Source organism: Streptomyces minutiscleroticus (assembly GCF_014650875.1).
In the GTDB taxonomy this organism is placed as follows: domain Bacteria; phylum Actinomycetota; class Actinomycetes; order Streptomycetales; family Streptomycetaceae; genus Streptomyces; species Streptomyces minutiscleroticus.
Window position 1 is genome coordinate 98,134 of the sequence record NZ_BMVU01000025.1, and the last position, 26,267, is coordinate 124,400.

Genomic DNA, 26,267 nt, shown 5'->3' on the forward strand with positions numbered 1-26,267 from the left:
GTGTGCGCCTGCTGCTGACCACCGACACCCACCTGCCCCGCCGCGCCAAGCGGCTCCCCGACGCCCTGCTGGCCGAACTCCCGCGCGCCGACGTGGTGGTCCACGCCGGGGACTGGGTGGACACCGCCACCCTCGACCTCCTGGAGAGCCGCTCGAAGCGGCTGCTCGCCGTGTACGGCAACAACGACGGGCCCGGGCTGCGCGCCCGGCTCCCCGAGGTGGCCCGGGCCGAGCTGGGCGGAGTGCGCTTCGGGGTCGTCCACGAGACCGGGGCCGCGCAGGGCCGCGAACGCCGGTGCGAGGAGCGCTTCCCCGACCTGGACGTGCTCGTCTTCGGCCACAGCCACATCCCCTGGGACACCACGGCCCCCGGCGGGCTGCGCCTGCTCAACCCGGGCTCGCCCACCGACCGCCGCCGCCAGCCCCACTGCACGTACATGACCGCCGAGGTCTCCGGCGGCGAGCTGCGGGACGTGCGCCTGCACCGGCTGCCGCCGCGCACCTGACGCGGCGTGGCGCGTATCAGTCCGTTGCGGATTAATCCGTTGCCGTCCGGCGGTGCCGCCTGCTGCACTACGGACGGAGCCGCCCATGAGGGCGGCGGAGTCGTCCACGAGAGCCGAGGAGCCACGATGCGCGGAGCGTCCATGTCCACCCGGACATGCCTCCCTCCCTCCTCCCGTGAAGGACAAGACGCTTCGTGCACGTGCTCAATCTGGGGATCCTGGCGCACGTAGACGCCGGAAAGACGAGCCTGACCGAGCGGCTCCTGCACTCCGTCGGGGCCATCGACGAGATCGGCAGCGTCGACGACGGCAGCACCAGGACCGACACCCTCGCGCTGGAGCGCCGGCGCGGCATCACCATCAAGTCCGCCGTCGTCTCGTTCACCGTCGGCACCACCACGGTCAACCTGATCGACACCCCCGGCCACCCGGACTTCGTCGCCGAGGTGGAGCGGGTGCTCGGCGTGCTCGACGGCGCCGTGCTCGTGGTCTCCGCCGTCGAGGGCGTCCAGGCGCGGACGCGGGTCCTGATGCGCACGCTGCGGCGGCTGCGCATCCCGACGCTGCTCTTCGTCAACAAGATCGACCGCAGGGGCGCGCAGTGCGAGGCCGTGCTGCGGCGGATCGCCGCGCGGCTGACCCCGGCGGTCGTGCCGATGGGCCGCGCCGCCGCGCCCGGCACCCCGGCCGCCGCGTACGTCCCGTACGCGGACGACGCCCTGCGCGACGCCGCGCTCGACGTGCTCGCGGACCGCGACGACGCCCTGCTGGCCGCCTACGTCGAGGGCGGCCTGTCCGGCGCGCGGCTGCGCGCGGCCCTCGCCGAGCAGACCCGCCGGGCCCGCGCACACCCGGTGTTCCTCGGCTCGGCCCTCACCGGCGCGGGCGTGGACGCGCTGATCGGCGGCGTCACGGAGCTGCTGCCGGCTCCCGGGGGCCCGGTCTCGGGCAGCGTCTTCAAGGTCGAGCGCGGGGCGGCGGGGGAGCGGATCGCGTACGTGCGGATGTTCTCCGGGACGGTCCGCACCCGGGACACGGTCCCCCTCCGCGACGGGCGGGAGGGCAAGGTCACCGCGGCCCGCGTCTTCGACGGCGGCGCGGACGCCCGCGAGGGCGCGGTCGCCGCGGGGCGCATCGGCAAGCTGTGGGGGCTCGACGGTGTCCGGATCGGCGACACCCTCGGCGCACCGCGCGGGGACGCCCCGCCGCCGGGCGCGCACCACTTCGCCCCGCCCACGCTGGAGACGGTCGTCGTGCCCCGCGACCCCGCCGACGCGGGCGCCCTGCACCTGGCGCTCACGCAGCTCGCCGAGCAGGACCCGCTGATCGGCCTGCGCCACGACGCGGTGCGCCGCGAGCTGTCCGTGTCCCTGTACGGGGAGGTGCAGAAGGAGGTGGTCCAGGCGACGCTCGCCGAGGAGTACGGCCTCGACGTGACGTTCCGCGGGACGACGCCGCTGTGCGTCGAGCGGCCGGTGGGAACCGGCTCGGCGGCCGAGTTCAACGGCCGGGACGGCAACCCCTTCCTCGCGACCGTCGGGCTGCGCGTCGAGCCGGCGCCGCCCGGCTCGGGGGTCTCCTTCGGCCTGGAGGTGGAGCTCGGGGCGATGCCGTACGCCTTCTTCAGGGCCGTCGAGGACACCGTGCGCGAGACGCTGGGCCAGGGGCTGTACGGCTGGGAGGTCACCGGCTGCGCGGTGGCGATGACCCACTGCGGCTACTCGCCCCGGCAGAGCCACGCCCACCAGGGCTTCGACAAGAGCATGTCGAGCACGGGCGCGGACTTCCGGGGCCTGACCCCGCTGGTGCTGACGGCGGCGCTGCGGGCGGCCGGCACGCGGGTGCACGAGCCGGTCCACCGCTTCCGCCTGGAGGCGCCCGCGGACACGCTGGGCGTACTGCTGCCGCTGCTGGCGAAGGAGCGCGCGGTGCCGGGCGACGTGCGGACCGGGGGCGGCGTCTGCGTGCTGGAGGGCACCGTGCCGGCGGCCCGGGTGCACGCGCTGCAGCGGCGGCTCCCCGGGCCCACGCGCGGCGAGGCGGAGCTGGAGACGGAGTTCGACCACTACGAGCCGGTCGCGGGCGGCACCGTCCCGCACCGCCCGCGCACCGACGACAACCCGCTCGACCGCAAGGAGTACCTCCTGAACGTCACCCGCCGCGTCGACGGGTGACCGCAGGACGGCCCGGCCCGGCGTACGCGGCCGGGCCGGCGGGGGTGCGCGGGGCCGGACCGCGGGTGCGAACGGGCGTACGGAGCTTGGCACTTACGGGCCTGTCCGCCCCGGCCGCACCGGCCCGCGCGGCCGGGACGATGCGCCTCCCGGGTGAGGGGCGGGGGGCGGCCGTGTCCGCGGGCGGTCCGCGCCGTTGACGAAAGCATGATCTCAACACGACGCATCGCCGCCGCCGTCGGTCTCGCCGCCGGACTCACGGTCCTCGCCGTGCCGACCGCGAGCGCCGCCGTTCCGGCCATCGGCGGCATGGGCCCGATCGACGCCGACGACACGCTCAACGCGGTCACCCGCGCCGGTCTGCCCGCCGAGCAGCAGAGCGCGGTCCCCACCGTCACCGACCAGCTCACCGGTCTCCAGCAGCTGAACAACCTCAATCAGCTGGAGCAGCTGGTGGCTCCCGTGGCCCCGGTCTTCAACCTCCTGCCGATCTAGTGCCGTGACCGGAGAGGTCTGCTGTGGGCTCGCGGCGTCCGGTGCGGTGCGCCGCGAGGCGGAGGACCGTCCTCGTACCGGGCGTACCCGGGTGGCTCCGGCAACGCGGCGTGGGGGTCCCCCTGCTCGAAGAGCCAGGGGGAGTGCCGTGCCGGGCGTCGTGAGCCGGTGAACCTCCCCGGTCACGGCACCAGGCCCCGTCCTCCGGGACGCGCGCCCGGCTCCCGGCCGTCCGGGGGCCGGGCGCGCCTCAGCCGGTCACCAGCCCCCGCACGAACGCGGCCTGGCCCACGTGCTGGAGGTCGTCCGACAGGACGCTGGCCAGGCGGACGCCCAGCGTGACGGGCGGGTCCCAGTTCTCGTCGACGACGCGGTCGAGCGCCGCGTCGCCGACGCCGTGCAGACAGGCGAGCGTCTGGTCGTGCACGGCGTCGTAGTAGCCGAGGAGCAGGTCGCCGGAGTCCACGCGCACCTTGCCGACCTGCTCGGACGAGTGCCCGTACCCCGTGTCCTCGTGCGGCAGGTCCAGTTTGAAGCGGTCCGCCCAGCCCTGGGCGGGCCACACCTGGTCGAGGCCGAAGGCGTCGGCGACGTGGTCGTCCTGGACCCGGGTCAGGTGCCAGACAAGCCAGCTGATGCTGTTCGCCCCGCCGCCGACGCGGGCGTTGAGGTCGTCGGCGGTGAGGCCGTCGACGACCGCGTGCACCTCTTCCTTGATGCGGCCGTACGCCTCGACGAGAACGTCCTGGGAGCGCATGTGTCCTCCGCGGTCTGCGCGAACGGTTGTCGTTCGCCAGTTTCCCCGGGAACGGCTTCCATGCGCCGCACGCCATGCCGTGACGGGCCGCCCGTCCTCCGCGGAACCGCCCGGACCGCCCGCGGCCCGGTCTACGACCAGGAGGGGTACGGATCCTCGCAGAGCTGGAAGACCGGCTCGCGGCGCACCGGGTCCTGCGCCGTGGTCAGCCGTACGCGGTCCCCGGGGCGGATCGCCACGAGCGGGCCGAGCACGCGGCCCCGCACGACGAAGCCCTCGGCCATCTCCACGAGGGAGACGTTGCGCGCGGCGGGGGTGTTGCGCTGCACGACGGTGGCGTGGCGCACCATGCCCGTGCCCTCGCTGCGCTCCAGACGCAGGTCGCTGCCCGAGCAGACGGGGCAGAGCAGCCGGTGGAACATGGTCGTCCCGCACCACCGGCAGCGCTGGTAGTAGAGAGCCGGTTCGGTCTCCCGCGGCGGCTCCTCCGCGTCGAGCACACCCGCGGTGATCCCGTTTCCTCTGTGGAACACGATGTCATCTCCCTGTGCCGGGCCGGCAGCCGAAGCGCGCGCACGCGGCCGCGGAACCGCGGGCACCGGTGACGCGCGGATTCCAATGTATGGCACGCAGTGTCACCCGTAAAGGCACTCAGTACCCCTCGATGGGAGAGCGGTCGCGGCTCCCGGGGTCAGTCGCGTCCCAGCGTGGACTCGATCTCCTGGACCACCCGCCACAGCGGCGCGCCGCGCCGCGAGACGACGACCACCACGTCGTCGTCCCGCTCGTCGCCGCCGGCCGCGGCGGGCCGGGGACCGGTGCCGTCGCCGAAGGTCCGTTTGACGTGCGCGAGCGCGTGGTCCACCTGGGCGGCCGCGTCGCCCTCGCCGTCCGCGCGCAGCCAGGAGCGCAGGGCGTTGTTGTGCGCGGCGACCACCGCCGCGGCGATCACGTCGGCCCGCAGCGCCCCGTCGGGCCGTCCCGCGAACCGGTCGCGCAGATAGCCGGCGAGGGCCCGCTCGTACCGCCACACCACGGAGAGCTCGTACGCGCGCAGGCCCGGCACCCGGCGGGTCAGCCGGTAGCGCTGCACCGAGAAGGCGGTGTTCTCGGCGTACATGCGCAGCACGAGGCGTGCGGCGTCGCACACGCGCGCCACCGGGTCGTCCGCGTCGCCGCCGTGCGCCAGGAAGGCGGTCATCTCCGCCAGGCAGCGCTCGTGGTCGGGGAAGACCACGTCCTCCTTCGACGGGAAGTACCGGAAGAAGGAGCGCCGTCCGACGCCGGCCAGCGCCACGATGTCGTCCACGGTGGTGTGTTCGTAGCCCCGCTCCACGAACAGCCGGAACGCCGCCGCGACGAGGGCGTCCCGGATCGGCGGCTTCGAAGTCGTCGCGTCGTCCGCCCGGCCGCGGCGGGGTGCCTCGCTCATGCGGGGAACCTAGCATTCACCCCGAGCGGTGGCACTCGGTGCGCGGGGGAGGGAACCGGGTGCCGGAGCCGTGCGGGCTCAGTGGCCGTGCCGGGCGGAGCCCTCGTCCAGCAGCGCCCGCATGACGACCCGTACGCCGCGCGCGATGTGGTGGAGCTGGGCGAGCTCGGCGGCGTACATCTTGATGGTGTGCTCGATGACCGACTCCGGCATGCCGGTGGCGGGCAGTTCGGCCCGGGCGGTGTGCAGCGCGGTGCGCACGACGCGGATCTCGTGCTGGAGCTGGATCTGGGCGTGCCGGGCCAGCAGCACGGGCTGCCGGACGAGCAGGGGGTAGCTGCCGTAGCGGGCGGGCACCAGCTCGCGCAGCCACTTCGACGCCGATCGCTCCCAGTCACGGCTGCCGGGCGTCCTGACCTGGCAGGGCCAGTCCGAGTCGATCGGTGAGTACGTCGTCAGTGCCATGATCATCGCTTCCGAGGAGCTGTTCCCGGGGCGACCGGGGACCCGTGGAACCCCGATCAGCAGGCAGTATTCAGATATACGATCCAATGCGCAAGTGAATGAAAAAATTCATGTCCGGGGGCTTTTGAATCACACGTCGTCAAAAGGCGGCCCCGTATTCGGGAAAGGGGCGTCTCCCTGTCCGCCCTTCCCGCGTCCGCGCCGGTCCTCAGTCCTTGAGGAAGAACGCGTGCTGCTCCGCCACCTGTTCGTACTCCTCCAGGCGGGCGTGGGTGCGCTCGGGGTCGGCGTCCGTCATGGCCTGCAGCAGCGCCGCGGACATCAGGACCGGGGCCGCGTAGGAGTCGAAGACCAGGCGGGAGCCGGTCCCGGTGGCGAAGACCACGTCCGCCTCGTCGGCCAGCGGGCCCAGCGCCAGATCGGTCACCAGCGCCACGCGCAGGCCGGCGTGGCGCGCGACCCGCATGGCCGTGAGCGACTCCTGCGCGTGCCGAGGCATCGCGAAGGCCAGCACCCAGGTGCCGCCGGCCTCCCGGGACTGCAGCAGCGCGTCGTACGCGACGCTGCCGCCGCGGGTCACGAGGCGCACGTCGGGGTGGATGCGGCGGGCGGCGTACGCGAAGTACTCGGCGAGGGACACCGAGATGCGCAGGCCGAGGACGGTCAGCGGACTCGACCGCGACAGCGCGCGGCCGACCTCCACCACCCGGGCGGGGTCGGCGAAGTCGCGCCGCAGGTTCTCCAGGTTCTCGATCTCCGCGTCGACGGCCGCCTGCAGTTCGTTGGGGCGGGGCACGCCGGACGCCTCGGGCGCGCCGGACCGGGCGCTGAGCGCGAGCGCCTGGAGCCGCTCCCGCAGCGCCGGGTAGCCGCTGAAGCCGACCGCCGTCGCGAACCGGGTGACCGAGGGCTGGCTGACGCCGACGCGCTCGGCGAGGTCGGTGATCGACAGGAACGCCGCCTCGGCGACGTTCTCGATGAGGTACTGGGCGATGCGGCGCTGCCCGGGGGAGAGCCGGGGGCCGTCGAACAGCGCCCGCAGGGCCGACGTGGGGGAGGGCTCCGCGGCCGGGGCCGGCCCGCCCGAGGTGATCGCGGACGCCTGTGCGCGCGCCTGCTGCGGCGATGGCACCATGCGCCTCCTTCGTGACCCGGCCGCGTTCAACATAACGCACCGGCGACCGGGTCCGCCGCGGCGGCGGACGGGCCGTCAGCCCTGCGTACGGGGTGCGCGCAGGGAGCGCAGGGGACCCCGGCGCAGCGGCGCCGTGCGCCAGCGCGCGGTGAAGGTGCGGTCCCGCAGCGAGCAGGTCAGGGCGAGGCGGTGCGGCGTCTCCAGGAAGACGACGTCGAAGGCGAGGGTGTCCGGTCCGGTCCAGCCGCCGCTCACGGCGGTGGGCGGCGCGTCCGGGCCGGCCGTCCCCTCGTCGGTCGTCCACTTCGCGCCGCCGAGGCGCAGGCCGAGCCGTACGTCCTTGTCGTCGAGCGCGACGCCCCAGCCGCCGCCGTCGGAGGGCGGCACCACCGTGATCCCGGTGAGCGTCGGCTGGTCCTCGCACACCCCGCCCCTCGGCACGAAGCCGGTGCCCGACCAGGCGTCCGCGCGGTCGGCGGGCGGTTCGGCCGCGCCGACGGCGGGCGCGAGGCGCAGCCCGGCCAGGCGCTCGCCGAGTGCCGCGTCCTCCTCCTCGCGGCCCTCCAGCGGGACCGGTCCGAAGGCGGGCAGCAGCAGGTCCCACACCGCGTCCAGGAGCAGCTGCATCTGCTCGGTGGCGGCCGTCGTCGCGATCACCGCGTCGTACTCGGGCAGGACGACGCAGAACTGCCCGTACGCGCCGTCGCCCCGGTAGCCGTGCCGCGACATCCAGAACTGGAAGCCGTACCCCTGCTGCCAGTCGGTCTTCACGTCCGTCCCGTCCGAGGTGGGGACGTGCGCGCGCGTCGCCTCCGCGATCCACGCGGCGGGCAGCAGCCGTTCGCCGTCCCACACGCCGCCCTGGAGGTGGAGCAGGCCGAGCCGGGCGATCGCGTCGGTCGTCGCGTGCAGCCCGCTGAAGCCCAGGTCGCGGCCGGGCGGGAACTGCTGCCAGGCCACCTCGCCGATGCCCAGCGGGTCCAGCAGCCGCGGCCGCAGGTACGCGGTCAGGCTCTGCCCGGTGACGCGCTGCACGATCGCGGCGAGCGTGTGGGTGGCGGGCTGGTTGTAGGCGAAGACGGTGCCCGGGTCGCGCTCCGGGGGCAGCAGCAGGAAGCCGCGCACGATCTCGTTCCGGTCCAGGCGCAGCGCCCGCTCCAGGGTCTCCGCCACGTGGCCGCTGGCCATCGACGCCACGTGCCGCACGCGCATGGCGCGGCTGCGCGGGTCGGTGACGTCGGCCTCGAACTCGGGGAAGTAGGAGACCACCGGGGCGTCCAGGTCCAGCAGCCCCTCGGCGACGGCGAGGCCGGCCGCCGCGGAGGTGAAGCTCTTGCTCAGCGAGTACAGCAGCTGCCGCCGCTCCGGGGTGTACGGGGCCCACCAGCCGGAGGCGACGAGGTGACCGTGGCGCAGGATCATCAGGCTGTGCGGCTCGATGTCCGGCGCGGCCTCCACGGCGTCCAGGAACGCGTGGACGCCGCGTGCGTCGACGCCCTGCGCGGCGGGCGGGCTGAGGGGCAGCGGACGGGCACTCATCGAGGCTCTCCTCCGGTGGCGTGGGGACGGCGGCACTCTGTGTAATGGTCATCTTTCCTGCGGGGCGGCGGGTATGTCCACGGACCGGCCGCCCCCCTGCCGGGCGGTCGCGGGCGCCCGCCCCCCACGGCCGGAGGAGGTGCCGGGGGCTGGCATGATCGTGCCTATGGCAGATCGTGTTGTCGCCGCGTGTGACGGGGCGTCGAAGGGAAACCCCGGGCCCGCGGGCTGGGCCTGGGTCGTCGCCGACCAGGAGGGAGCCCCCGACCGGTGGGAGGCGGGCCCGCTGGGCACGGCGACCAACAACGTGGCGGAGCTGACCGCGCTGGAGCGGCTGCTGACCGCCGTGGCCGCCGACGTCCCGCTGGAGATCCGGATGGACTCCCAGTACGCGATGAAGGCCGTCACCACCTGGCTGCCGGGCTGGAAGCGCAAGGGCTGGAAGACGGCGGCGGGCAAGCCCGTGGCCAACCAGGAGCTGGTCGTGCGGATCGACGAGCTGCTGCAGGGCCGCTCGGTGGAGTTCCGCTACGTGCCCGCCCACCAGGTCGACGGCGACCGGCTCAACGACTTCGCCGACCGGGCCGCCAGCCAGGCCGCGTCCGAGCAGCGCGCCGCGGGCAGCGAGCAGGGCTCCCCGGAGCCGCCGGCCTCGTCCGTGCCCGCCGCCAGGAAGCCGGCGCCGAAGGGCACGTCCGGGGCGGCGTCCTCGCGCGGGCGCTCCTCGGGCTCCTCCGGCCGCACGCTGAAGGCCAAGTTCCCGGGCCGCTGCCGCTGCGGACGCTCCTACGCCGCCGGCGAGACCATCGCGAAGAACCCGGACGGCTGGGGCCACCCCGAGTGCCGGTCCGAGGTGGCCGTGTAGCCGTCGTTCTCGCACGTCGGACGCGGTACGTCGGGATCCGGGCCGCTCGGGATGCGGAACCCGCCCCCGGAGAGGACCCTGGATGGGTGCGGGGGAGCGAGCCGACGAGGAGGACTGCTCATGTCCATGATGGACAAGCTCAAGCAGATGCTCAAAGGCCACGAGAGCCAGACGGACAAGGGCATCGACAAGGCCGGCGACTACGTCGACCGGAGGACCCAGGGCAAGTACGCCCAGCACGTCGACACGGCCCAGGACCGGATGAGGGACGAGTTCGGCGGCGGACAGGGGCAGGACGGGCCGCCGCGCACCTGAACGCCGGCGCCGGCGCATCGGCCGCATCCCGGCAGAGGGACCCGCTTCCGCCGGGCACGGGCCGGCTCCCGCACCGGGGGCCGGCCCGTGCGCGTGCGGGGGCGGAGTCCTCCCGCGCGGGCCGGACCCCGCCCCTGTGACCGGGGGCCGTCGCCGTGCCGTCCGGGCACCGGGCGGAGGGCCGCGCCCGCACCGCCGGACGGTTCCTCAGGCCGACACCTGGACCAGGGCGTGCCGGCCGCTGGTGCGCCAGCCGGGCTCGGACGCCTCCAGACGCTCGACCGCCGGCGCCTCCAGGCCGGTCACGACGTCCGACTTGAGCGTGCGCAGGGCGGCGACCGGACCGGGGAAGTACGCGGTGGCCTCGGCGAAGGGCGTCTCCGCCGGCCAGTGCCGGTCGCCCACCAGACGGCGGTAGTTGAGGTCGCCCTTCATGATCGTCAAGGTGGCCGACGCGAAGTCGGCGGCGAGGTCGCCCGGCATGCGGTCGTAGCCGAAGGGGGCGCAGGAGAAAGGGTGCGCGCGCAGCTCCAGCCGGCCGTCCGCGAGGGCCCGCCGGAGCCGCTCGCCGGTCTCCGCGGCCCGCCCGGACGCCGCCGCCGTACGGGCCAGGCAGGCCAGGACGTCGGCGGTGACGGCGTCCGAGACGTAGTACGGGTACGCCTTGAGGTGCAGGACGACCGCCGCCGCCCGTCCCGTGGCCAGCAGGTGGTCGGCGAGGACCAGGTCGGGCAGCAGCTCGGGGCCCGCGTTGTCGGCGACGAGGCAGACCGTGCCGGGCGCCGACGCCTCCAGGACCGCCCAGAGCCGGGCCGAGTCGTCCGCGACGAGCCCGGTGGCGCGCTCGCCCGGTCCCGTGCCGCCCGCCGAGAGCCGGAACCCCAGGTCGGCCCGGTTGCCCCAGAGCGCCGCGTGCAGCAGGGCGCGGTCCCGCTCCGGCGGGTCGCCGGGGAGCCGGTCGAGCGCGGCGAACTCGGAGTCCACGCCGCCGCCCGCGAGTTCGGCGGCCTTCATCGGCGCGAAGGGGTCCACGCCCTGCCACGGGCCGGGGCGGAAGTAGCGCAGGGCGGCGAGGAGCTTGCGGTAGAAGAAGCTCTCCGCCCACAGGAACGGCACCTCGGACCAGGGCCGCCCGTAGTGCCCCCCGCCCCACGCGAGCCACGGCCCGGCGCCCGGCTCGGTGCCGTCCAGGGGCTCGATCACTCCCTCGGTGACCTCCTCCAGGAGACCGTCGAGGGCGGCCCGCAGCTCCGGCGGGTACGGGGTCGCCCGCCGTACGCGCTCCAGGAGGGCCGGGTGCCGCTCGTCCAGCACGCTCCGGGCGAACGAGCCGGGGGTGCCGACGACGACGGGGGCGCGGTCCTCGGCCGGGGAGGCGGCCGTTCCGGTGGCGGGGGAGGAAGGTGTCATGGGTCCCAGTAAAGCCCTGGGGGGCGGGACGCGGCGTCCCGGGCGGCGCGGCCCGCGGCGTCCCGGGCCCGCCGCCCCGGGGATCGCGGGTGCGTCAGCCCCAGGTGCGCGCGTACTCGCTGCGGTAGCGCCGGCGGCCCCGTTCCGAGCGGATGCGCAGGGCCACCAGGGCGAGCAGGCTCCCCGCGACGACGAACAGGCCAGGGCCCAGGGTGCGCACGTCGGAGACGCGGCGCAGCAGCGACGGTTCCGCCGCCGCACCGGGCGCCGCCCCGGCCCCCGCGGGCGGCGCGTCCGCCGGGCCCATGGCGCCGGGCGCGGCGGCCGGGTCCGTGGGGGCGGCCGGGGGGTCCGCCGGGGGAGCGGCGCCCGCGCCGTCGTCCCGGGCGGAGGGCGTGGCCGCCCGCCCGTCCGGGGCCTCGTCCACCAGCAGGGTCACCCCCAGCGCGTCCAGGGCCTCGCCGATCGGCTGGAAGAACGTCGTGCCGCCCTCGTCGCAGTCCCCGTTGCCGCCCGAGGTGACGCCCAGCGCGAGGCCCCCGGCGAGCAACGGGCCGCCGCTGTCGCCCGGTTCGGCGCACACCGTGGTCTCGATCAGCCCGCTGACGGTGCCCTGGGGGTAGTTCACCGTCGCGTTCACACCGGTCACCTCGCCGGAGCGCAGGCCGGTGGTGCTGCCGCTGCGGAACACCCGCTGGCCCACCGCGGCGGCGCCGGTGCCCGTGACGCGCACCCCGCGCCCGCCGCCGACCGCCACCACGCCGGCCTGCCCGGGGTCCGTGCCGGGCGCGTAGCGCACCAGGGAGTAGTCGTCGCCGGGGAACGAACCGGAGACCGTCTCCCCGAGCCGCTGCCGCGCGTCCCGGCCGGTGAACCAGTCCGTGCCCACCGGCCCGCAGTGCCCGGCCGTGAGGACGAACTCGGACCGCCCGTCGGTCACGTTGAACCCGGCCGAACAGCGGCCGGTGCCCGCGAACATGGGCTCGGCGCCGTTCAGCCGGGGGGTGAAGGCGCCCTCGACGCGCTCCATGCGCACGGTCGCGCCGATGCCGTCGGCGACCTCCGCGAGGCGCGTCCACTCGGCGGCGGACACGGTGCTGTCCGCGCGGACGACGACCTGGTTGGCCGCGTAGTCCACCGCCCAGGCCGTGCCGGACACCCGGGGCGCGTCACCCAGTTCGGCCGTGGCCGACCTCAGCTCCCGCAGGGTGTACCGGACGCTCTTCGGGCGGGCGCCCGCCCGCTCCACCGCGTCCGCCGCCGCCTCGTCGGTCACCGCGACGACCGGGCGCCCGTCGTCCCCGATCCAGCTGCCCGCCGTGCGCGACGGGCCCAGCTCGGCGACCAGGCGGGCGCCCGTGGCGGCGGCGTGCGCGGTGCCGCCCGCCGCGGCCGGACCGTCGCCGCCCTCGTCCGCCGCGGCGTACGACACCATCAGACCGCCGCACAGCAGGCCGCCGAGGGCGGCCAGCCGGGCGATGCGCTGAACGTTCCGTCGTGCGTGCCTCATCCATGGCTCCCGTGCGACCGTGCCGAACCGGCGTCACCAGTACGGGCGCCCCGCGAGCCGGGAGCCCCCCTCCAGTACGTGCCGCCGGGCCGTCCGGTTCACCGCGGGCCCCGGCACGCGGTGCGACCCGCACCGTGCGTCTCACACGGTGCGGGTCAGATGGGCGAAGACCACGGTGTTGCTGTCGTAGCCGGTCTTGTGGTCGTAGGAGCCGCCACAGGTGATCAGCCGCAGTTCGGGCCGGTTCCGCGGGCCGTACACCTTGGTGTTCGGGAAGGCGTCCTTCTCGTACGTCTCCACGGCGTCCACGGTGTAGACGGCGGTCCGTCCGTCCGCCCGCCGGGCCTCGATCAGCCGGCCCGGGGTGAGCGAGCCGAGGCCGGCGAACACGGCGGGCCCGCGCTTGGTGTCCAGGTGCCCGACCACCACGGCGGTGCCCGGCTCCCCGGGCGAGGGGCCGTCCTCGTACCAGCCGACCAGCTCGGGCCTGTCCAGCGGCGGGGTGGCGAGCTCCCGGTTCCGGTTCAGCTTCAGGCCCATGACCGGCGCCTTCAGCCCCAGGTAGGGGATGCTCAGCGTCGCTGCCGGGGAACGTGGCAGCGTCCGGGGCGCCGGGGGACTCGGCGAGGGGCGGGCCGGACGGGGCGTGGCGGACGGAGCGCGGGGGGCGGGCGGCCGCGGCGCCGCCCGGCCGGCGGGCGGGCTCGGCGGGGCGGACGCGGTCCGGCGCGGGGCGGGCGTGCGGCCGGCCTCCCGGGACCGGGCCGGAGCCGGGGACGCCTTCGCGTCCCCGGCCCCCGCCAGGCCGGACCCCGCCGCACCGGCGACCGCCGCGTCGGCCGGCCGCCCGTCGTCCTGGCACCACCAGACGACCCCCGCCACCAGCACGTACGCCAGGACGACCGTCCTCGCCAGGCGGAAGGCGCGCGTCCGGAACCAGGGCCTCCTGCGGCCCCTACGCGGCGCCATCGGTGCGGCGGTGCAGCATCCGGACGTAGGCGAAGCCCGACACGCCGACCAGGCCCACGGCGGCCGCCGCGCCGACCTGGGAGACGCTCGGCTCGGCCAGGCCGCCGCCGCCCGCGGCGACGCCGCCGCTCGGGCCGGGCTCCGGCGCGGCGTTGGTCTTCGCGCACTCGACCTTGAAGACCTTCTGCTTGTTCGCGGTCGGGTTGCCCGGGACGGTCCAGCTCAGCTTGTACTGCCCGTCGGGCAGCGACTGGGCCGGGGTGCGGCCGGTGCCCTCCTGGAGCGTGAGGGTGCCGGTCAGCGTCGAGGTGCTCGTGCTCTTGGGCTGCGGCTCGATGGTCCAGCTGAGCGTCGGCACCGTGTCGAAGTTGGTGGCGTCGAGGTAGAACTCGCAGACCTTCGGCTCGTCCCGCAGGTCGCCGGTGGGCGTGTTCGGCTGGTGGACCTTGACGTCGCCGTTGTCCCCGGGCGCGGCGAGGGCGGACGGAGCGGCGAGCAGGACGCCGCCGGCGGCGACGGTGACCGCCGCGAGGGCGGCCGCGCCCGTGCGGGCGGGGCGGGGGCCGGAGAGGGGGAAGGCAGGCATGCGGGGTTCCTCCGAGAAGTGCGATTGTCGTACAAATCTGTCGTGCGACTGACTTTCTGTCACATTCGCGGCGGGACGATGCGGCACAACGCTGATGACACGTCAGAAACCGCCCGATCGGCCCAGTCCCGGCGCCCGGCCGGGCCGGATCCCGGGGCCGGGAGGGGGCAGGGGGCGACCGCCCCGGGGCGGGGTGCCGGAGGTCCTCCGCGCGGTCGGCGCGCCGTGCCGGTGTGACCCGTCCGGGCGGCTCCGGGGCGGACCTGCGGCCTGTTCCGGTACGTGCCCTTCGCGCCGACTTGACCGGGCGGAGGAGGTGTCTAGAGTGGCGACTGATTGAACGTCGAACTGCTTTCGGGCGACTCTCCGCGGCCGTCGGCGGTTTCCGGCCGTCCCGTACCCGAACACCCAGTCATGCCCGGACACCCAGTCATGGAGGAGCCCACTGTGGACCTGACCGCGATCGAGGCGGAGCGCGCCCGGATCCGCGACACCCATCTGGCCCAGGAGCGGCCCGCGAGCTCGGCCCGCGGCCTGCACCACGTGGCGCTGCTCTCCTCGGACGTCGAGCGGACCGTGCGCTTCTACCAGGACCTCCTGGAGTTCCCGCTCACCGAGATGATCGGGAACCGCGACTACGAGGGCTCCACCCACTTCTTCTTCGACCTCGGCAACGGCAACCTGCTCGCCTTCTTCGACTTCCCCGGCCTCGACCTCGGCCCGTACGCGGAGGTCCTCGGCGGACTGCACCACCTGGCCATCTCCGTCGAGCCGGAGACCTGGCGGCGGCTGCGCGACAAGCTGGCCGCGGCGGGCGTCGATTACCAGGAGGAGAGCGGCACATCGGTCTACTTCCGCGACCCCGACGGCGTACGCGTCGAACTGATCGCGGACCCGCTGGGAGAGATGTACGGGACCGTCGTGAACTGAGCGCGCCGCGGCCCCGCCCGCCTCGCCCCGGCTCCGTGCGCCGGGTTCCGCGCCCGGCGCGCGGAACGGCGCCGGGCCCGCGGCCGCCCGCCGCATGCTGAACCTCCGGCTCCGTTCGTGCGTATCAGTGGCCGCCGGTGCACGGAGGGAGAGCAGCGTGCCGACACCGTCCGAACCCGCGGAGCCGACCCGGCGACCCGCGCTCGAACCCACCCACGTCCTGCGTCCCCGCCGCCGGGAGACGCTGGCGGACCTGCTGCGGCGCGGCGGGGAGGCGCGGGAGCGGGGCGCGGACGAGCACTACGAGGTGGTCCGCATCCCCCCGGCGCCGCCCGACGACGCCGACGACGCCGACGAGGACACCGAGGAGACGGCGCCGGCCGTCGCCGGGGCGGGGCCGTCGCCGCACGTCGTCGTCGGGCGGGCGGAGGCGTGGCCGTCCGCGGGCGTCGCGCCCGGCCGCCGGTCGCGCCGGTCGCGCCGCTCCACAAGGTGGCCGGAAGCCGCCGGGTTCGGCCGGCTGCTGCGCTCGCTCGCGGAGCCGCCGCGCGGGGCCGGCCGCCAGAGACCGTCCGGGCACGCGAGACGGACGGGACGCGCGGGACCGCGGGCGCACGCGGGAGCGGAGGCACACCCTCCGTGGTTCCGGCGCACGGCCGTCGGGATCGCCCTCGCGGCGGCCGTCGTGGCGGGCTTCGGCCTCGCCCTGCTGCTCGTGCGCGGTCAGCCCGCCGACGCCGCGCACGGGCGGGCACCGGCCGTCCCCGCGCCGTCGGCCACCGCGTCCGGAGCGGCCGTCCCGGACCCGGACGGCGCCGGCACGCTCCGGCAGGGGGACAGCGGGGCGCCGGTCAGGGAGTTGCAGGAGCGGCTGCTGAACATCCCCGAGGTGTACCGGGGAGGCTCCGTCTCGGGCACGTACGACGCGGCGCTCACCGCCGCCGTGGCCCGCTTCCAGCTCTGGTACGGCGTCCGGGGCGACGAGGCCGGGGTGTACGGCGACGACACGCGCCTCGCCCTGGAGTCCCGGACGGTCCCGGTCCCCGGGGCGGCGGCCACGGCGACGGGCCTGCCGTACGCCGGTGCGCGGGAGCGGCCGGACGCCGCCCGCCGCTCAGCCCAGCAGCCGCACCGGTGAACCGGCCAGGTACGCCTGGATGTCCTCGACCGCCTGCCCGTAGTACGTCGCGTAGTTGTCGCGCGTGACGTAGCCGAGGTGCGGGGTGGCCAGCAGGCGCGGGGCCGTGCGCACCGGATGGCCGGCGGGCAGCGGCTCGACGTCGAACACGTCCACCCCGGCGCCGGCGATGCGCCCCTCGCGCAGGGCGGCGAGCAGGGCGTCCTGGTCGACGATCGCGGCGCGGGAGGTGTTCACGAGGTAGGCCGTCGGCTTGAGCAGGGCGAGTTCGCGGGCGCCGACGAGACCGCGGGTGCGGTCGCTCAGCGCCAGGTGGACCGTGACGAAGTCGCTGGTCGCCAGCAGGTCGTCGAGGGAGGGGGCGAGCGCGGCGCCGATCCCGTCGGCGCGCTCCGCCGTGAGGTTCTGGCTCCAGGCCGTCACCTCCATGCCGAAGGCGAGGCCGATGCGGGCCACCGCGCCGCCGATCCGGCCGAGGCCGAGCACGCCGAGCCGGCGGCCGTGCAGATCGGTGCCGACGCTGCTCTGCCAGGGGCCGCCGGCGCGCAGGGCCCCGTTCTCCTCCACGAGGTTCCGGGCCAGGCCCAGCAGCAGCGCCCAGGTCAGCTCGACGGGCGGCACCGGCGAGCTGCCGGTGCCGCACACGGTGACGCCACCCTTCGCGGCGGCCGCGTAGTCGATCACGCTGTTGCGCATCCCGGAGGCGATCAGCAGCTTCAGCCGCGGCAGCCGCTCGATCAGCGAGGCCGGGAAGGGCACGCGCTCGCGCAGGGTGACGACGATGTCGAAGTCCGCGAGGCGTGCGGCCAGCGCGTCCTCGTCGGTGAGGTGGTCGGCGAAGGCCACGACCTCCACCCGGTCGGCGACGGGGGACCAGTCGGCCGCCTGCGCCGCGGCGTTCTGGAAGTCGTCGAGCACGGCGCAGCGCAGCCGCGTGGATGTCATCTCCGGGGTTCCGTTCGGGGTGTCTCGGCGGTGTTCGGAGGGCGGGGGCGGGCGAGGGGCGGAGGCGCTCAGCGCAGGGTGTCCGCCCAGTTCTCCGGCACACGGCCGGCGGGGCCCGGGGCGGGCTGGTCGGCGGGGTGGCTGACCGGCGGGGCGAGCTCGGGGCCCGACTCGTACAGCTCGGACGTCTCGAAGTTCCAGAACCAGCCCTCGCCCGGCTCGTAGCTGCGGATGACCGGGTGGCCGGTGGCGCGGAAGTGGGCGGTGGCGTGCTTGGAGGGGGAGTCGTCGCAGCAGCCGATGTGTCCGCACCGGGCGCACCGGCGCAGGTGGAACCACCAGCCGCCGGCCGCGTCGCACTCCACGCAGCCCGCGCCGCTGGGCGGGACGCTCGGATCGATTCCGGTGAGGTCGGTCATGACTGCTCCTGTGCGGTGTCGGGGGCGGTGAGCGGAAGGAGGACCTGGAAGCGGGTGTCGCCGGGGACGGAGTGGACCCGCAGGGTGCCGTGGTGCTTGTTCACGACGATGCGCCACGAGATGTCCAGGCCGAGCCCCGTCCCCTCACCGACCGGCTTGGTGGTGAAGAACGGGTCGAAGATGCGGTCGCGGATCTCCTCGGGCACGCCGGGGCCGGTGTCGCGGAACTCCACGAGGAGGTGGTCGTGGTCGCGGGCCGTGCGCACGGTGAGCGTGCCGGGCCCGCCGGTGCCGCGCATCGCGGCGACCGCGTTGTCGATCAGGTTCGTCCACACCTGGTTCAGCTCGCCGGGGTAGGCCGGGACGGGCGGCAGCGCACGGTCGTAGTCCTTGACGACGGTGACGTCCGGGCCGATCTTCCCGGAGAGCATCAGCAGGGTGCTGTCGAGGAGTTCGTGCACGTCGGCGACGCGGTACGGGGCGCGGTCCAGCTGCGAGTACTGCTTCGCGGCGTCCACGAGGTGCGAGATGCGGGTGGTGGAGTCCTCGATCTCGTTCATGAGGAGTTCGGTCTCGACCGTGTAGGTGAGCCAGCGGACGGCGCCCTCCAGGGTCTGCTCGTCGACGGCGGCCGCGACCCGGTCGAGCCAGTCGGCGTCGAGGCCGGCCTGCACGAAGGTGGGCGCGAGCTGCCAGCCGTCCGCGATGCCGTGGTCGTCGAGCCAGTCGGCGAGCGCGTCCTCGCGGTCGGAGGCCTCCAGCGGGGTCAGCGCGGGCGCCTTGGAGACCTGCTCGGCGGTGCGCTCCTGGATCCCGACGAGCGTCTCCAGGGTGTCGCGGGCGTAGGGGCCCGCGGCGATGACGCCGAGCTTGTGCCGCATGCCGGCGACGCGCTCGCGCAGCGCGGAGGTGGCGCGCACGGCCGCCGCGGCCGGGTTGTTCAGCTCGTGGGTGAGCCCCGCGGACAGCGAGCCGAGCGCCAGCAGCCGCTCGCGCTGGCCGACGGCCCGCTGGGTGTTCTTCGTGCCGAAGAAGAGCCCCTCCAGCAGGTGGACGGCCATCGGGAACCACTCGTGCATCACGGCGGCGAAGGTCTCGGCCGACAGCACGAAGAACCGCGACGGCTCGGTGACCCGCATGGAGCTCGTGTAGACCTGCCGCACCTGGTCGCCCAGGTAGGACTGGAAGGCGCCCGCGTACACGCCCCGCTCGGAGGTGCGGCTGACCTCCACGTCGTCGCCGCCGACCCTGCTGGAGAGCACGACGGTGCCCTTCAGCAGGACGTAGAAGCAGGTGGCGGGGTCGCCCTCCGCGTACACGGGTCCGGGCTCGTAGGTCTCGATGCGGCCCTCGCGGCACAGCCGCGCCAGCTGGTCGGCGTCCAGCTTCTCGAAGAGGAACAGCGTGCCCAGCTCCGCCGGGTCGCAGGGCGGCGGGCCCCCGCTCACGACTGCTCCAGGTAGCGGTGGACCAGCATGACGGCCATGGCTCCCTCTCCTACGGCGGAGGCGACGCGCTTGGCGGACTCCGCGCGCGCGTCGCCCGCGACGAACACCCCGGGGACGCTGGTCTCCAGGTGGTACGGCGGCCGGTCCAGCTCCCAGCCGGCGGGCGGCCGCCCGTCCTCGGTCAGGTCGGGACCGGCCTTGACGAACCCGCGCTCGTCCCGCAGGACCGTGCCGTCCAGCCAGTCGGTCGGCGGGGCCGCGCCGATGAACACGAACATCCACTGCGCGTCGACGAGTTCGGTGTGCCCGGAGTCCACGTCGCGCAGCGTGAGCTGCTCCAGGTGGCCCGAGCCGTGCGCCGCCTCCACGACCGTGCGGGTGCGCACCGAGATGTTGGGCGCGTGCTCGATCTGCTGGATCAGGTAGTGCGACATCGACGCAGACAGGGACGGGCCGCGCACGAGCAGGGTGACGGACTTGGCGCCGCGGGCCAGGAACATGGCGGCCTGCCCGGCGGAGTTCGCGCCGCCCACGATGTACACGTCGTGGCCCTGGCAGGCGGGCGCCTCGGTCAGCGCCGAGCCGTAGAAGACGCCGCAGCCGGTCAGCTCCGCCACGCCGGGCGCGTCCAGCTGCCGGTACGACACCCCGGTCGCCAGGAGGACGGCGTGCGCGGCGACCGCGGAGCCGTCGGCGAAGCGGACCGTGCGGGCGGCGCCGTTGACCTCCAGGCCGGTCACCTCGCGGGCGGTCAGCATCTCGGCGCCGAACTTCGCCGCCTGCCGCCGGGCCCGGTCGGTGAGCTGCGCCCCGGACACCCCGTCCGGGAAGCCCAGGTAGTTCTCGATGCGGGAGCTCTGCCCGGCCTGCCCGCCGGTCGCGGAGCGCTCCACGAGCACCGTGCGCAGCCCCTCGGACGCGCCGTACACGGCCGCGCCCAGGCCCGCCGGTCCGCCGCCGACGACCACGAGGTCGTAGAAGTCGGCGGCCGGCGTCGTGGCCAGGCCCACCCGCGCGGCCAGCTCCGCGTCCGCCGGTTCGACGAGGGCCGTGCCGTCCGCAGTGACCACCAGCGGCAGCCGCTCGCCGTCCTGTCCGGCGGCGGCGAGCAGACGCCGGCCCTCGGGCTCGTCCGACGAGTACCAGCGGTAGGGCACCTGGTTGCGGGCCAGGAACTCCCGTACCTCGGAGGACCGCGCCGACCAGCGGTGCCCGACCACCTTCGTCAGCGGCACGCAGCGGTGGTCGGCGGCCCGCCAGGCGTCGAGCAGGTCGTCCAGGACCGGGTACAGCTTCTCCTCGGGCGGGTCCCACGGCTTGAGCAGGTAGTGGTCCAGGTCGACGACGTTGATCGCGTCGATGGCCGCGTTGGTGTCGGCGTACGCGGTGAGCAGCACGCGCCGCGCCGACGGGTACACGTCGATGGCCTGCTCCAGGAACTCGATGCCGTTCATCCTCGGCATCCGGTAGTCCGCCAGGATCACCGCCACCTGGTCCCCGCGCAGCTTCAGCTCGCGCAGCGCCTCGAGGGCCGACTCGCCCGACTCCGCCCGCACGACGCGGTACGACCCGCCGTAGCGCCGCCGCAGATCACGGGCGACGGCACGGGAGACCCCCGGATCGTCGTCCACCGTCAGGATGACGGTCCGCGCCGCCTCGGCAGCCTGTGTCATCGTTCTCCCCCCACCCCGGGCGAGTCGCCCGTACCCGCACGGCACGACCGCGGTGTCGCGCGCTCCTGCATGCAGGCCCATCGTATGTTCGACGGCGGCGCCGTGCGCGGGGTGCCGGCCGGAGAACCGGTTCTGTTCCCGTGCCCCATCGAAGGGGAAAGGCGAGGTAAAAGGTTCGTACGGGCACGGGAGTCCCGGCGCGGTCCGGATGTGGCGGCCCTCACCATCGCCCGCCCCGCCGTCCGGCATGGTGAATCCTGGACCGAAAGATGTATCGAGCAACCAGGAAGACCGTGGACACGAGCCCGAGCAGTGCGGACAACAGTACGGAACCGGTGGGGGGCACGGCCGCCGGGCGCGACGGAGCGCCGGACGCCCCCGGGAAGGGGGACGGGCCCGAGCGGCGCGGGTGGCGGCGGTGGGCCATGGACACCCGGCCGCTGCGGCGCCCCGCCTACCGGCGCCTGTGGTCCTCCACCATCGTCACGGCCGTCGGCAGCCAGCTCACCGCCGTCGCCGTGCCCAAGCAGATCTACGACATCACGGGCTCCTCGGCGTGGGTGGGCTACGCCAGCCTCGCCGGACTGCTCCCGCTCGTGGTCTTCGCGCTGTGGGGCGGCGCGATCGCCGACAGCATGGACCGCCGCAGACTGCTGCTGATCACCAACGTCGGCATCGCGGTCACCTCGCTGCTCTTCTTCCTCCAGGCCGTCACCGACCTCGACTCGGTCTGGGTGCTGATGGCGCTGCTCGCGCTGCAGCAGGCGTTCTTCGGCCTGAACTCGCCGGCCCGCAGCGCCTCCATCGCCCGGCTGGTCCCGGCGGACGAGCTGCCCGCCGCCAACGCCCTCGGCTCGACCGTCATGCAGACGGGACTGGTCGCCGGGCCGCTGCTCGCCGGCGCGCTGATCCCGCTGATCGGCCTGTCCGAGCTCTACCTGATCGACGCGCTCGCCCTGTGCGTCACCGTGTGGGCCGTCCACAAGCTCCCGCCCCTGCCGCCGCTCACCGCCGCGGACGACAAGCGGCGCGCGGGCTGGCGGCAGGTCGCGGAGGGCTTCCGCTACATCGCCCTGCACAAGGTGCTGCTGCTGTCGTTCCTCGCCGACATCATCGCGATGGTGTTCGGCATGCCGCGCGCCCTGTTCCCGGAGCTGGCGGCACAGACCTTCGCCCCGTACGGGGAGGGTCTCGCCCTCGGCCTGCTGTTCGCGGCCATCCCGATCGGCGCCGTACTGGGCGGGCTCTTCTCCGGCACCTTCTCCCGCGCCCGGCACCACGGGCTCATGGTCCTCGGCGCGGTCGCGGCCTGGGGCGTCGCCGTGGCGGGCTTCGGCCTGAGCACGAACCTGTGGATCGCGGTGGCGTTCCTCGCGGCGGCCGGCGTCGCCGACATGGTGTCGATGGTGTTCCGCGGCGCCATCCTGCTGTCGGCCGCGACGGACGAGATGCGCGGCCGGATGCAGGGCGTCTTCACCGTGGTGGTGGCGGGCGGGCCGCGGCTGGCCGACGTGCTGCACGGCACGGCCGGCTCGGCCTTCGGCGCCCGGGCCGCCGTCGCGGGCGGCGGCCTGCTGGTCGTCCTCGGGACCCTCGCCCTGGCCGCCGTGACGCCGGCCCTGCGCCGCTACCGCATCTGACGCCCGGACCGCCGCGGCGGTCTCAGGCGGGCCGCAGCCACACCGTCGCGAGCGGCGGCACGGTCAGCACGACGCTCGCCGGGCGGCCGTGCGCGCCGGGGTAGTCCGGATGGACCGGGCCCGGGTTGCCGACGTCGCTGCCGCCGTAGCGGAGGGCGTCGGTGTTGAGCACCTCGCGCCAGGCGGGCACGTCGTCGGGGACGCCGATCCGGTACTCGTGCCGGACCACGGGGGAGAAGTTGGAGACGGCGAGCAGCGGCCGGCCCTCCTCGTCGTAGCGCAGGAACGCGAAGACGTTGTCCTCCCACGCGTCGCCCACCACCCAGGCGAAGCCGCCGGGGTCGCAGTCGCGCTGCCACAGCGCGGGCACCTCGCGGTACAGCCGGTTCAGGTCGCGCACCAGGTCGCGCACGCCGCGGTGGTCGTGCTCGGCCCCGTAGGCGGGGTCGAGCAGCCACCAGTCCGGGCCGTGGGCCTCCGACCACTCGGCGCCCTGGGCGAACTCCTGGCCCATGAAGAGCAGCTGCTTGCCGGGGTGGGCCCACATGTAGCCGAGGTAGGCCCGGTGGCTGGCGCGCTGCTGCCACCAGTCGCCGGGCATCTTGGACACCAGGGCCTGCTTGCCGTGCACGACCTCGTCGTGGGAGATCGGCAGCACGTAGTTCTCGCTGTAGGCGTACACCATCGAGAACGTCATCTCGTTGTGGTGGTACTTGCGGTGGACCGGGTCCTTGGACATGTACACCAGCGAGTCGTGCATCCAGCCCATGTTCCACTTCAGGCCGAAGCCGAGGCCGCCGTCGGAGGTCGGGCGGGTCACACCGTCCCAGGCCGTGGACTCCTCGGCGATCGTGACGACGCCGGGGTTGCGGCGGTAGACGGTGGCGTTCATCTCCTGCAGGAACGCCACCGCGGCCAGGTCCTCGCGCCCGCCGTGCACGTTCGGGGTCCACCGCCCCTCCTCGCGCGAGTAGTCGAGGTAGAGCATGGAGGCGACGGCGTCCACGCGCAGGCCGTCGATGTGGAACTCCTCGCACCAGTACGTCGCGTTGGCCACGAGGAAGTTGCGCACCTCGCGGCGGCCGTAGTCGAACTCCAGGGTGCCCCAGTCCGGGTGCGCGGCCCGGTCCGGATCGCCGTGCTCGTACAGTGGGCGGCCGTCGAACTCGGCGAGCGCCCAGTCGTCGCGCGGGAAGTGCGCCGGCACCCAGTCCATGATCACGCCGATGCCGGCCCGGTGCAGCGCGTCGATGAGGTGCTTGAAGTCGTCGGGCGTGCCCATGCGCGAGGTGGGCGCGTAGAAGCCGGTGATCTGGTAGCCCCAGGAGCCGCCGAAGGGGTGCTCGGCCACCGGCATCAGCTCCACGTGTGTGAAGCCCAGGTCGCGGACGTAGCGGGGGAGTTCCTCGGCCAGCTCCCGGTAGCTCAGGCCCGGCCGCCAGGACGGCAGGTGCACCTCGTAGACGGAGAACGGCGCCGTGTGGACCTGCCGCCGGGGCCGGCGCTCCATCCACTCCGCGTCGCCCCACTCGTGGTGCGAGGCGTGCACGATCGACGCCGTGGCGGGCGGGACCTCGGTCCGGCGGGCCATCGGGTCCGCGCGCACGTTCCTGCCGCCGTCGGGCCGGGTGATCTCGAACTTGTACAGCTCACCCTCGCCGACGGCGGGCAGGAACAGCTCCCACACGCCGGAGGAGCCGAGCGAGCGCATCGGGTGGCCGGTGCCGTTCCAGCAGTTGAAGCCGCCCACCACGCGCACGCCGCGGGCGTTGGGCGCCCACACCGTGAAGCGGGTGCCGGTGACTCCTTGGTGCTCCATCGGCTCGGCGCCCAGGGCCTTCCACAGCTGCTCGTGCCGGCCCTCGGTGATCAGGTGCAGGTCGAAGTCGCCGAGCGCGGGCAGGAAGCGGTACGGGTCCTCGGCCTCGTGCTCGACGCCCTGGTAGGTCACCAGCAGGGTGTACTCCCGCGGCACCCCGTCCAGCGGCAGCACCGCGCCGAAGAGGCCGTCGCCCAGGTCGTCGAGGGCGGCGCGCGTCCCGTCCACCGACACCGCGACGGCCTCCGCGAGCGGGCGCAGCGCCCGGAACACGACACCGCCCGCGACCGGGTGCGCGCCGAGCAGCGCGTGCGGGTCGTGGTGGGCGCCCGAGAGCAGCCGCTCGCGGTCCGCCGGGTCCAGGGCGGCGGCCGGCCCGGCGGGCTCCGGGGCGGGCGGCTGTGCCCCGGGACCGGGTGCCGTGCCGAACGGCCCCGTCTCCAGGTCGGTCACGGTCTCCTCCGGCAGGAGGACGGGGAGGTCGATGTCGCGGACTGTCACGGGCGCGGCCTTTTCGGGTGAGGTGGAACGGAAGACCATCAGGAGCGGCAGGAGCCGTGCGAGGAGGCTCATCGGCGCGCGGCCAGCCGGGCGAGCGCGGCCAGGGGGACGGGCAGCCAGCCGGGGCGGTGCTTGGCCTCGTACAGCGCCTCGTACACGGCCCGGTCGGTCTCGTACGCGCGCAGCGGCTCCGGCTCGTCGCGCGGGTCCCAGCCCGCCTGGGCGGCGTACCCGGCGCAGTAGGCGTCACGGCAGCGGCGCGCCCACTCGGGGCGCCACGGGCGGCGGGCGCGGGCGGCGTAGTCGAAGGACCGCAGCATGCCCGCCACGTCGCGGACCGGGGACTGGGGCCGCCGCCGCTCCTTCAGCGGGCGGGCCGGCTCGCCCTCGAAGTCGATCACGAGCCACCGGTCGCCGGCCCGCAGCACCTGGCCGAGGTGCAGGTCGCCGTGGATGCGCTGCACGGGGCGGGTCGCGCCCCGCGCGGCGAGCCCCGCGAAGGCGGCCCGCAGCCCGGGCACGTACGGGGCGAGTTGCGGCACGGTGCGCGCCGTGGCGTCGAGGCGCTCGTCCATGGCCTTCGCCAGCCGCTCGTGCTCGCTCCGGCCGGGGGTGTCGCGGGGGAATGCCTCGGCCAGCGAGAGGTGCACCTCGGCGGTGGCCCGGCCCAGCTCGTACGCCTCCTCGGCGAAGTCGCGCCCCGCGGTGAGCGACTGCAGCGCCAGGGTCCAGCCGTCGGCGGCGCCCTGCACGAAGGGCTGGAGCACGCCGAGCGTCACGTCCTGCGGCTGCGAGGTCCCGTACCAGGCGACCGGGGCGGGCACGCGGGTGCAGCCCTGCCGGGAGAGCGCCCAGGGCACCTCCAGGTCCGGGTTCATGCCGGCCTGGACCCGCCGGAAGATCTTGAGGATGTACGCGTCGCCGTACACGACCGAGGAGTTGGACTGCTCGGCGTCCAGCAGGCGCGGGGTGAGCCCGGCGGGGATCGAGGACCTGGTGTCGCACTCGAAGCGGAGCGGTCCCGCGGCGCCCGGTCTGCGCAGCCGCTCCAGGAGCAGTCCGGTGGTGCGCCGGTCCTGCAGGGCGTCGTAGAGCACTGCGCCCGCCCACGGGCCCTCGTCGGCGCGGCCGATGAGGGCGTGGCCGAGGTGTGCGGGCAGCGTCTCCTCCAGACCGACGAACAGCTGGTAGCAGTCGCCGGTCGCCGGCATGCCGGAGGGGCCGCGGGCGGGCAGCCGGGCGCGCTCCGTGTGGACCAGCAGGTGCAGGCAGCCCGGGTACAGCTCGGTCGCCGACAGCAGGGACAGGTTCGTGACGGGGCGGCCCTTGCCCGCGAACCAGCGCTGCCGGGGCAGCCACTCGCGCAGCGGTCCGCCGAGGGAGGACAGCAGCGAGGCGGCGTTGAGGCCGCTCGGACGGGTGAGCGCAGTGTTGGCCATTGCAGCGTGTCCTTTCAGTGGCACACCGTCAGAGCTGCCAGGTGGAGGGGGAGGGGCCGGTGCGGAGGCGGAACCAGTAGAAGCCGTGGCCGGCGAGGGTGAGCAGGTAGGGGAGTTCGCCGATGGCGGGGAAGCGGACGCCGCCGATGAGTTCGAC

25 protein-coding genes are annotated in these 26,267 nt (G+C 74.9%); 8 read left to right on the plus strand and 17 right to left on the minus strand.

Annotated elements, in window-relative coordinates; translation table 11 throughout:
* The first annotated feature begins 2 nt into the window (after nt 1–2).
* From IE271_RS23210 to IE271_RS23220, 3 genes are all read left to right on the plus strand, one after another.
* Nucleotides 3–506, plus strand: coding sequence for a metallophosphoesterase family protein (locus IE271_RS23210; RefSeq protein WP_190192333.1), 504 nt, complete (start codon nt 3–5; stop codon nt 504–506).
* A gap of 194 nt (nt 507–700) precedes the next feature.
* Complete coding sequence (locus tag IE271_RS23215; protein WP_190192334.1) at nt 701–2,680, plus strand: elongation factor G; 1,980 nt, start codon at nt 701–703, stop codon at nt 2,678–2,680.
* Between the two features lie 207 nt (nt 2,681–2,887).
* A complete protein-coding gene (locus IE271_RS23220) occupies nt 2,888–3,175 on the plus strand; it encodes a hypothetical protein (protein ID WP_190192335.1) in 288 nt (95 codons plus the stop codon).
* Nucleotides 3,176–3,425: 250 nt separating this feature from the next.
* Here the strand turns inward: IE271_RS23220 and IE271_RS23225 are convergent, their stop codons facing one another.
* The 6 genes from IE271_RS23225 to IE271_RS23250 all read right to left on the minus strand — a co-directional run bounded on the left by IE271_RS23225 (nt 3,426) and on the right by IE271_RS23250 (nt 8,503).
* Nucleotides 3,426–3,932: a mycothiol transferase gene (locus IE271_RS23225; protein WP_190192336.1), complete on the minus strand. Its 507-nt coding sequence runs from the start codon at nt 3,930–3,932 to the stop codon at nt 3,426–3,428.
* A gap of 131 nt (nt 3,933–4,063) precedes the next feature.
* Nucleotides 4,064–4,465 (minus strand): Zn-ribbon domain-containing OB-fold protein, encoded by a 402-nt coding sequence (locus IE271_RS23230; RefSeq protein WP_373308814.1) that lies wholly within the window; start codon nt 4,463–4,465, stop codon nt 4,064–4,066.
* Between the two features lie 158 nt (nt 4,466–4,623).
* Nucleotides 4,624–5,364: a TetR family transcriptional regulator gene (locus IE271_RS23235; protein WP_190192337.1), complete on the minus strand. Its 741-nt coding sequence runs from the start codon at nt 5,362–5,364 to the stop codon at nt 4,624–4,626.
* 78 nt (nt 5,365–5,442) lie between these two features.
* Nucleotides 5,443–5,829 (minus strand): hypothetical protein, encoded by a 387-nt coding sequence (locus IE271_RS23240; RefSeq protein ID WP_190192338.1) that lies wholly within the window; start codon nt 5,827–5,829, stop codon nt 5,443–5,445.
* Nucleotides 5,830–6,037: 208 nt separating this feature from the next.
* Nucleotides 6,038–6,961, minus strand: a complete 924-nt coding sequence (locus tag IE271_RS23245) for a MurR/RpiR family transcriptional regulator (protein WP_190192365.1) — start codon at nt 6,959–6,961, stop codon at nt 6,038–6,040.
* Nucleotides 6,962–7,039: 78 nt separating this feature from the next.
* On the minus strand, nt 7,040–8,503 hold the full coding sequence (locus tag IE271_RS23250; RefSeq protein WP_190192339.1) for a serine hydrolase domain-containing protein: 1,464 nt from the start codon (nt 8,501–8,503) through the stop codon (nt 7,040–7,042).
* 154 nt (nt 8,504–8,657) lie between these two features.
* Between IE271_RS23250 and IE271_RS23255 the strand changes: the two genes are divergently transcribed.
* Together IE271_RS23255 and IE271_RS23260 are read left to right on the plus strand one after the other, a co-directional pair.
* Nucleotides 8,658–9,368, plus strand: a complete 711-nt coding sequence (locus IE271_RS23255; RefSeq protein ID WP_190192340.1) for a ribonuclease H family protein — start codon at nt 8,658–8,660, stop codon at nt 9,366–9,368.
* A gap of 120 nt (nt 9,369–9,488) precedes the next feature.
* The gene (locus IE271_RS23260; protein ID WP_190192341.1) at nt 9,489–9,683 is read left to right on the plus strand and encodes an antitoxin; all 195 of its coding nucleotides are present in this window, start codon (nt 9,489–9,491) and stop codon (nt 9,681–9,683) included.
* A gap of 207 nt (nt 9,684–9,890) precedes the next feature.
* Here IE271_RS23260 and IE271_RS23265 read toward each other — a convergent pair whose 3' ends face one another.
* The 4 genes from IE271_RS23265 to IE271_RS23280 all read right to left on the minus strand — a co-directional run bounded on the left by IE271_RS23265 (nt 9,891) and on the right by IE271_RS23280 (nt 14,158).
* Nucleotides 9,891–11,093: a damage-control phosphatase ARMT1 family protein gene (locus IE271_RS23265; protein WP_190192342.1), complete on the minus strand. Its 1,203-nt coding sequence runs from the start codon at nt 11,091–11,093 to the stop codon at nt 9,891–9,893.
* Between the two features lie 94 nt (nt 11,094–11,187).
* The gene (locus IE271_RS23270) at nt 11,188–12,603 is read right to left on the minus strand and encodes a S1 family peptidase (protein WP_190192343.1); all 1,416 of its coding nucleotides are present in this window, start codon (nt 12,601–12,603) and stop codon (nt 11,188–11,190) included.
* A gap of 141 nt (nt 12,604–12,744) precedes the next feature.
* On the minus strand, nt 12,745–13,572 hold the full coding sequence (locus IE271_RS23275; RefSeq protein ID WP_190192344.1) for a class F sortase: 828 nt from the start codon (nt 13,570–13,572) through the stop codon (nt 12,745–12,747).
* On the minus strand, nt 13,559–14,158 hold the full coding sequence (locus tag IE271_RS23280) for a hypothetical protein (protein ID WP_190192345.1): 600 nt from the start codon (nt 14,156–14,158) through the stop codon (nt 13,559–13,561). The genes IE271_RS23275 and IE271_RS23280 overlap by 14 nt, the downstream gene beginning before the upstream one ends.
* 414 nt (nt 14,159–14,572) lie before the next feature.
* Between IE271_RS23280 and IE271_RS23285 the strand changes: the two genes are divergently transcribed.
* Together IE271_RS23285 and IE271_RS23290 are read left to right on the plus strand one after the other, a co-directional pair.
* Nucleotides 14,573–15,088 (plus strand): VOC family protein, encoded by a 516-nt coding sequence (locus IE271_RS23285; RefSeq protein WP_229919502.1) that lies wholly within the window; start codon nt 14,573–14,575, stop codon nt 15,086–15,088.
* Nucleotides 15,089–15,245: 157 nt separating this feature from the next.
* Nucleotides 15,246–16,226, plus strand: a complete 981-nt coding sequence (locus tag IE271_RS23290; RefSeq protein ID WP_229919503.1) for a peptidoglycan-binding domain-containing protein — start codon at nt 15,246–15,248, stop codon at nt 16,224–16,226.
* Here the strand turns inward: IE271_RS23290 and IE271_RS23295 are convergent.
* The 4 genes from IE271_RS23295 to IE271_RS23310 all read right to left on the minus strand — a co-directional run bounded on the left by IE271_RS23295 (nt 16,203) and on the right by IE271_RS23310 (nt 20,711).
* Nucleotides 16,203–17,171: a D-2-hydroxyacid dehydrogenase family protein gene (locus IE271_RS23295; protein WP_190192347.1), complete on the minus strand. Its 969-nt coding sequence runs from the start codon at nt 17,169–17,171 to the stop codon at nt 16,203–16,205. The genes IE271_RS23290 and IE271_RS23295 overlap by 24 nt on opposite strands.
* A 68-nt stretch (nt 17,172–17,239) precedes the next feature.
* Complete coding sequence (locus IE271_RS23300; RefSeq protein ID WP_190192348.1) at nt 17,240–17,590, minus strand: UBP-type zinc finger domain-containing protein; 351 nt, start codon at nt 17,588–17,590, stop codon at nt 17,240–17,242.
* Complete coding sequence (locus tag IE271_RS23305; RefSeq protein ID WP_190192349.1) at nt 17,587–19,038, minus strand: ATP-binding protein; 1,452 nt, start codon at nt 19,036–19,038, stop codon at nt 17,587–17,589. The genes IE271_RS23300 and IE271_RS23305 overlap by 4 nt, the downstream gene beginning before the upstream one ends.
* A complete protein-coding gene (locus IE271_RS23310; protein ID WP_190192350.1) occupies nt 19,035–20,711 on the minus strand; it encodes an NAD(P)/FAD-dependent oxidoreductase in 1,677 nt (558 codons plus the stop codon). Before IE271_RS23310 ends, IE271_RS23305 begins: the two co-directional genes overlap by 4 nt.
* 293 nt (nt 20,712–21,004) lie before the next feature.
* Here IE271_RS23310 and IE271_RS23315 point away from each other — a divergent pair, with 293 nt between their 5' ends.
* Nucleotides 21,005–22,351: an MFS transporter gene (locus IE271_RS23315; protein ID WP_229919504.1), complete on the plus strand. Its 1,347-nt coding sequence runs from the start codon at nt 21,005–21,007 to the stop codon at nt 22,349–22,351.
* A gap of 22 nt (nt 22,352–22,373) precedes the next feature.
* Here IE271_RS23315 and glgB read toward each other — a convergent pair whose 3' ends face one another.
* From glgB to IE271_RS23330, 3 genes are all read right to left on the minus strand, one after another.
* Nucleotides 22,374–24,614, minus strand: a complete 2,241-nt coding sequence (gene glgB, locus IE271_RS23320; protein ID WP_373308815.1) for a 1,4-alpha-glucan branching enzyme — start codon at nt 24,612–24,614, stop codon at nt 22,374–22,376.
* 125 nt (nt 24,615–24,739) lie between these two features.
* Entirely contained in the window at nt 24,740–26,110 is a 1,371-nt protein-coding gene (locus tag IE271_RS23325) for a maltokinase N-terminal cap-like domain-containing protein (protein ID WP_190192353.1), read from the minus strand.
* Between the two features lie 28 nt (nt 26,111–26,138).
* Nucleotides 26,139–26,267, minus strand: a 129-nt coding sequence (locus tag IE271_RS23330) for an alpha-glucosidase C-terminal domain-containing protein (protein WP_190192354.1), incomplete at its 5' end; no start/stop codon positions are given.

Coding starts and splice junctions, on each gene's coding strand:
- IE271_RS23220 (WP_190192335.1), top strand. CDS start 2,888: ATGATCTCAACACGACGCATCGCCGCCGCCGTCGGTCTCGCCGCCGGA.
- IE271_RS23225 (WP_190192336.1), bottom strand. CDS start 3,932: ATGCGCTCCCAGGACGTTCTCGTCGAGGCGTACGGCCGCATCAAGGAA.
- IE271_RS23235 (WP_190192337.1), bottom strand. CDS start 5,364: ATGAGCGAGGCACCCCGCCGCGGCCGGGCGGACGACGCGACGACTTCG.
- IE271_RS23240 (WP_190192338.1), bottom strand. CDS start 5,829: ATGGCACTGACGACGTACTCACCGATCGACTCGGACTGGCCCTGCCAG.
- IE271_RS23250 (WP_190192339.1), bottom strand. CDS start 8,503: ATGAGTGCCCGTCCGCTGCCCCTCAGCCCGCCCGCCGCGCAGGGCGTC.
- IE271_RS23255 (WP_190192340.1), top strand. CDS start 8,658: ATGATCGTGCCTATGGCAGATCGTGTTGTCGCCGCGTGTGACGGGGCG.
- IE271_RS23260 (WP_190192341.1), top strand. CDS start 9,489: ATGTCCATGATGGACAAGCTCAAGCAGATGCTCAAAGGCCACGAGAGC.
- IE271_RS23265 (WP_190192342.1), bottom strand. CDS start 11,093: ATGACACCTTCCTCCCCCGCCACCGGAACGGCCGCCTCCCCGGCCGAG.
- IE271_RS23270 (WP_190192343.1), bottom strand. CDS start 12,603: ATGAGGCACGCACGACGGAACGTTCAGCGCATCGCCCGGCTGGCCGCC.
- IE271_RS23275 (WP_190192344.1), bottom strand. CDS start 13,572: ATGGCGCCGCGTAGGGGCCGCAGGAGGCCCTGGTTCCGGACGCGCGCC.
- IE271_RS23280 (WP_190192345.1), bottom strand. CDS start 14,158: ATGCCTGCCTTCCCCCTCTCCGGCCCCCGCCCCGCCCGCACGGGCGCG.
- IE271_RS23285 (WP_229919502.1), top strand. CDS start 14,573: ATGCCCGGACACCCAGTCATGGAGGAGCCCACTGTGGACCTGACCGCG.
- IE271_RS23295 (WP_190192347.1), bottom strand. CDS start 17,171: ATGACATCCACGCGGCTGCGCTGCGCCGTGCTCGACGACTTCCAGAAC.
- IE271_RS23300 (WP_190192348.1), bottom strand. CDS start 17,590: ATGACCGACCTCACCGGAATCGATCCGAGCGTCCCGCCCAGCGGCGCG.
- IE271_RS23310 (WP_190192350.1), bottom strand. CDS start 20,711: ATGACACAGGCTGCCGAGGCGGCGCGGACCGTCATCCTGACGGTGGAC.
- IE271_RS23325 (WP_190192353.1), bottom strand. CDS start 26,110: ATGGCCAACACTGCGCTCACCCGTCCGAGCGGCCTCAACGCCGCCTCG.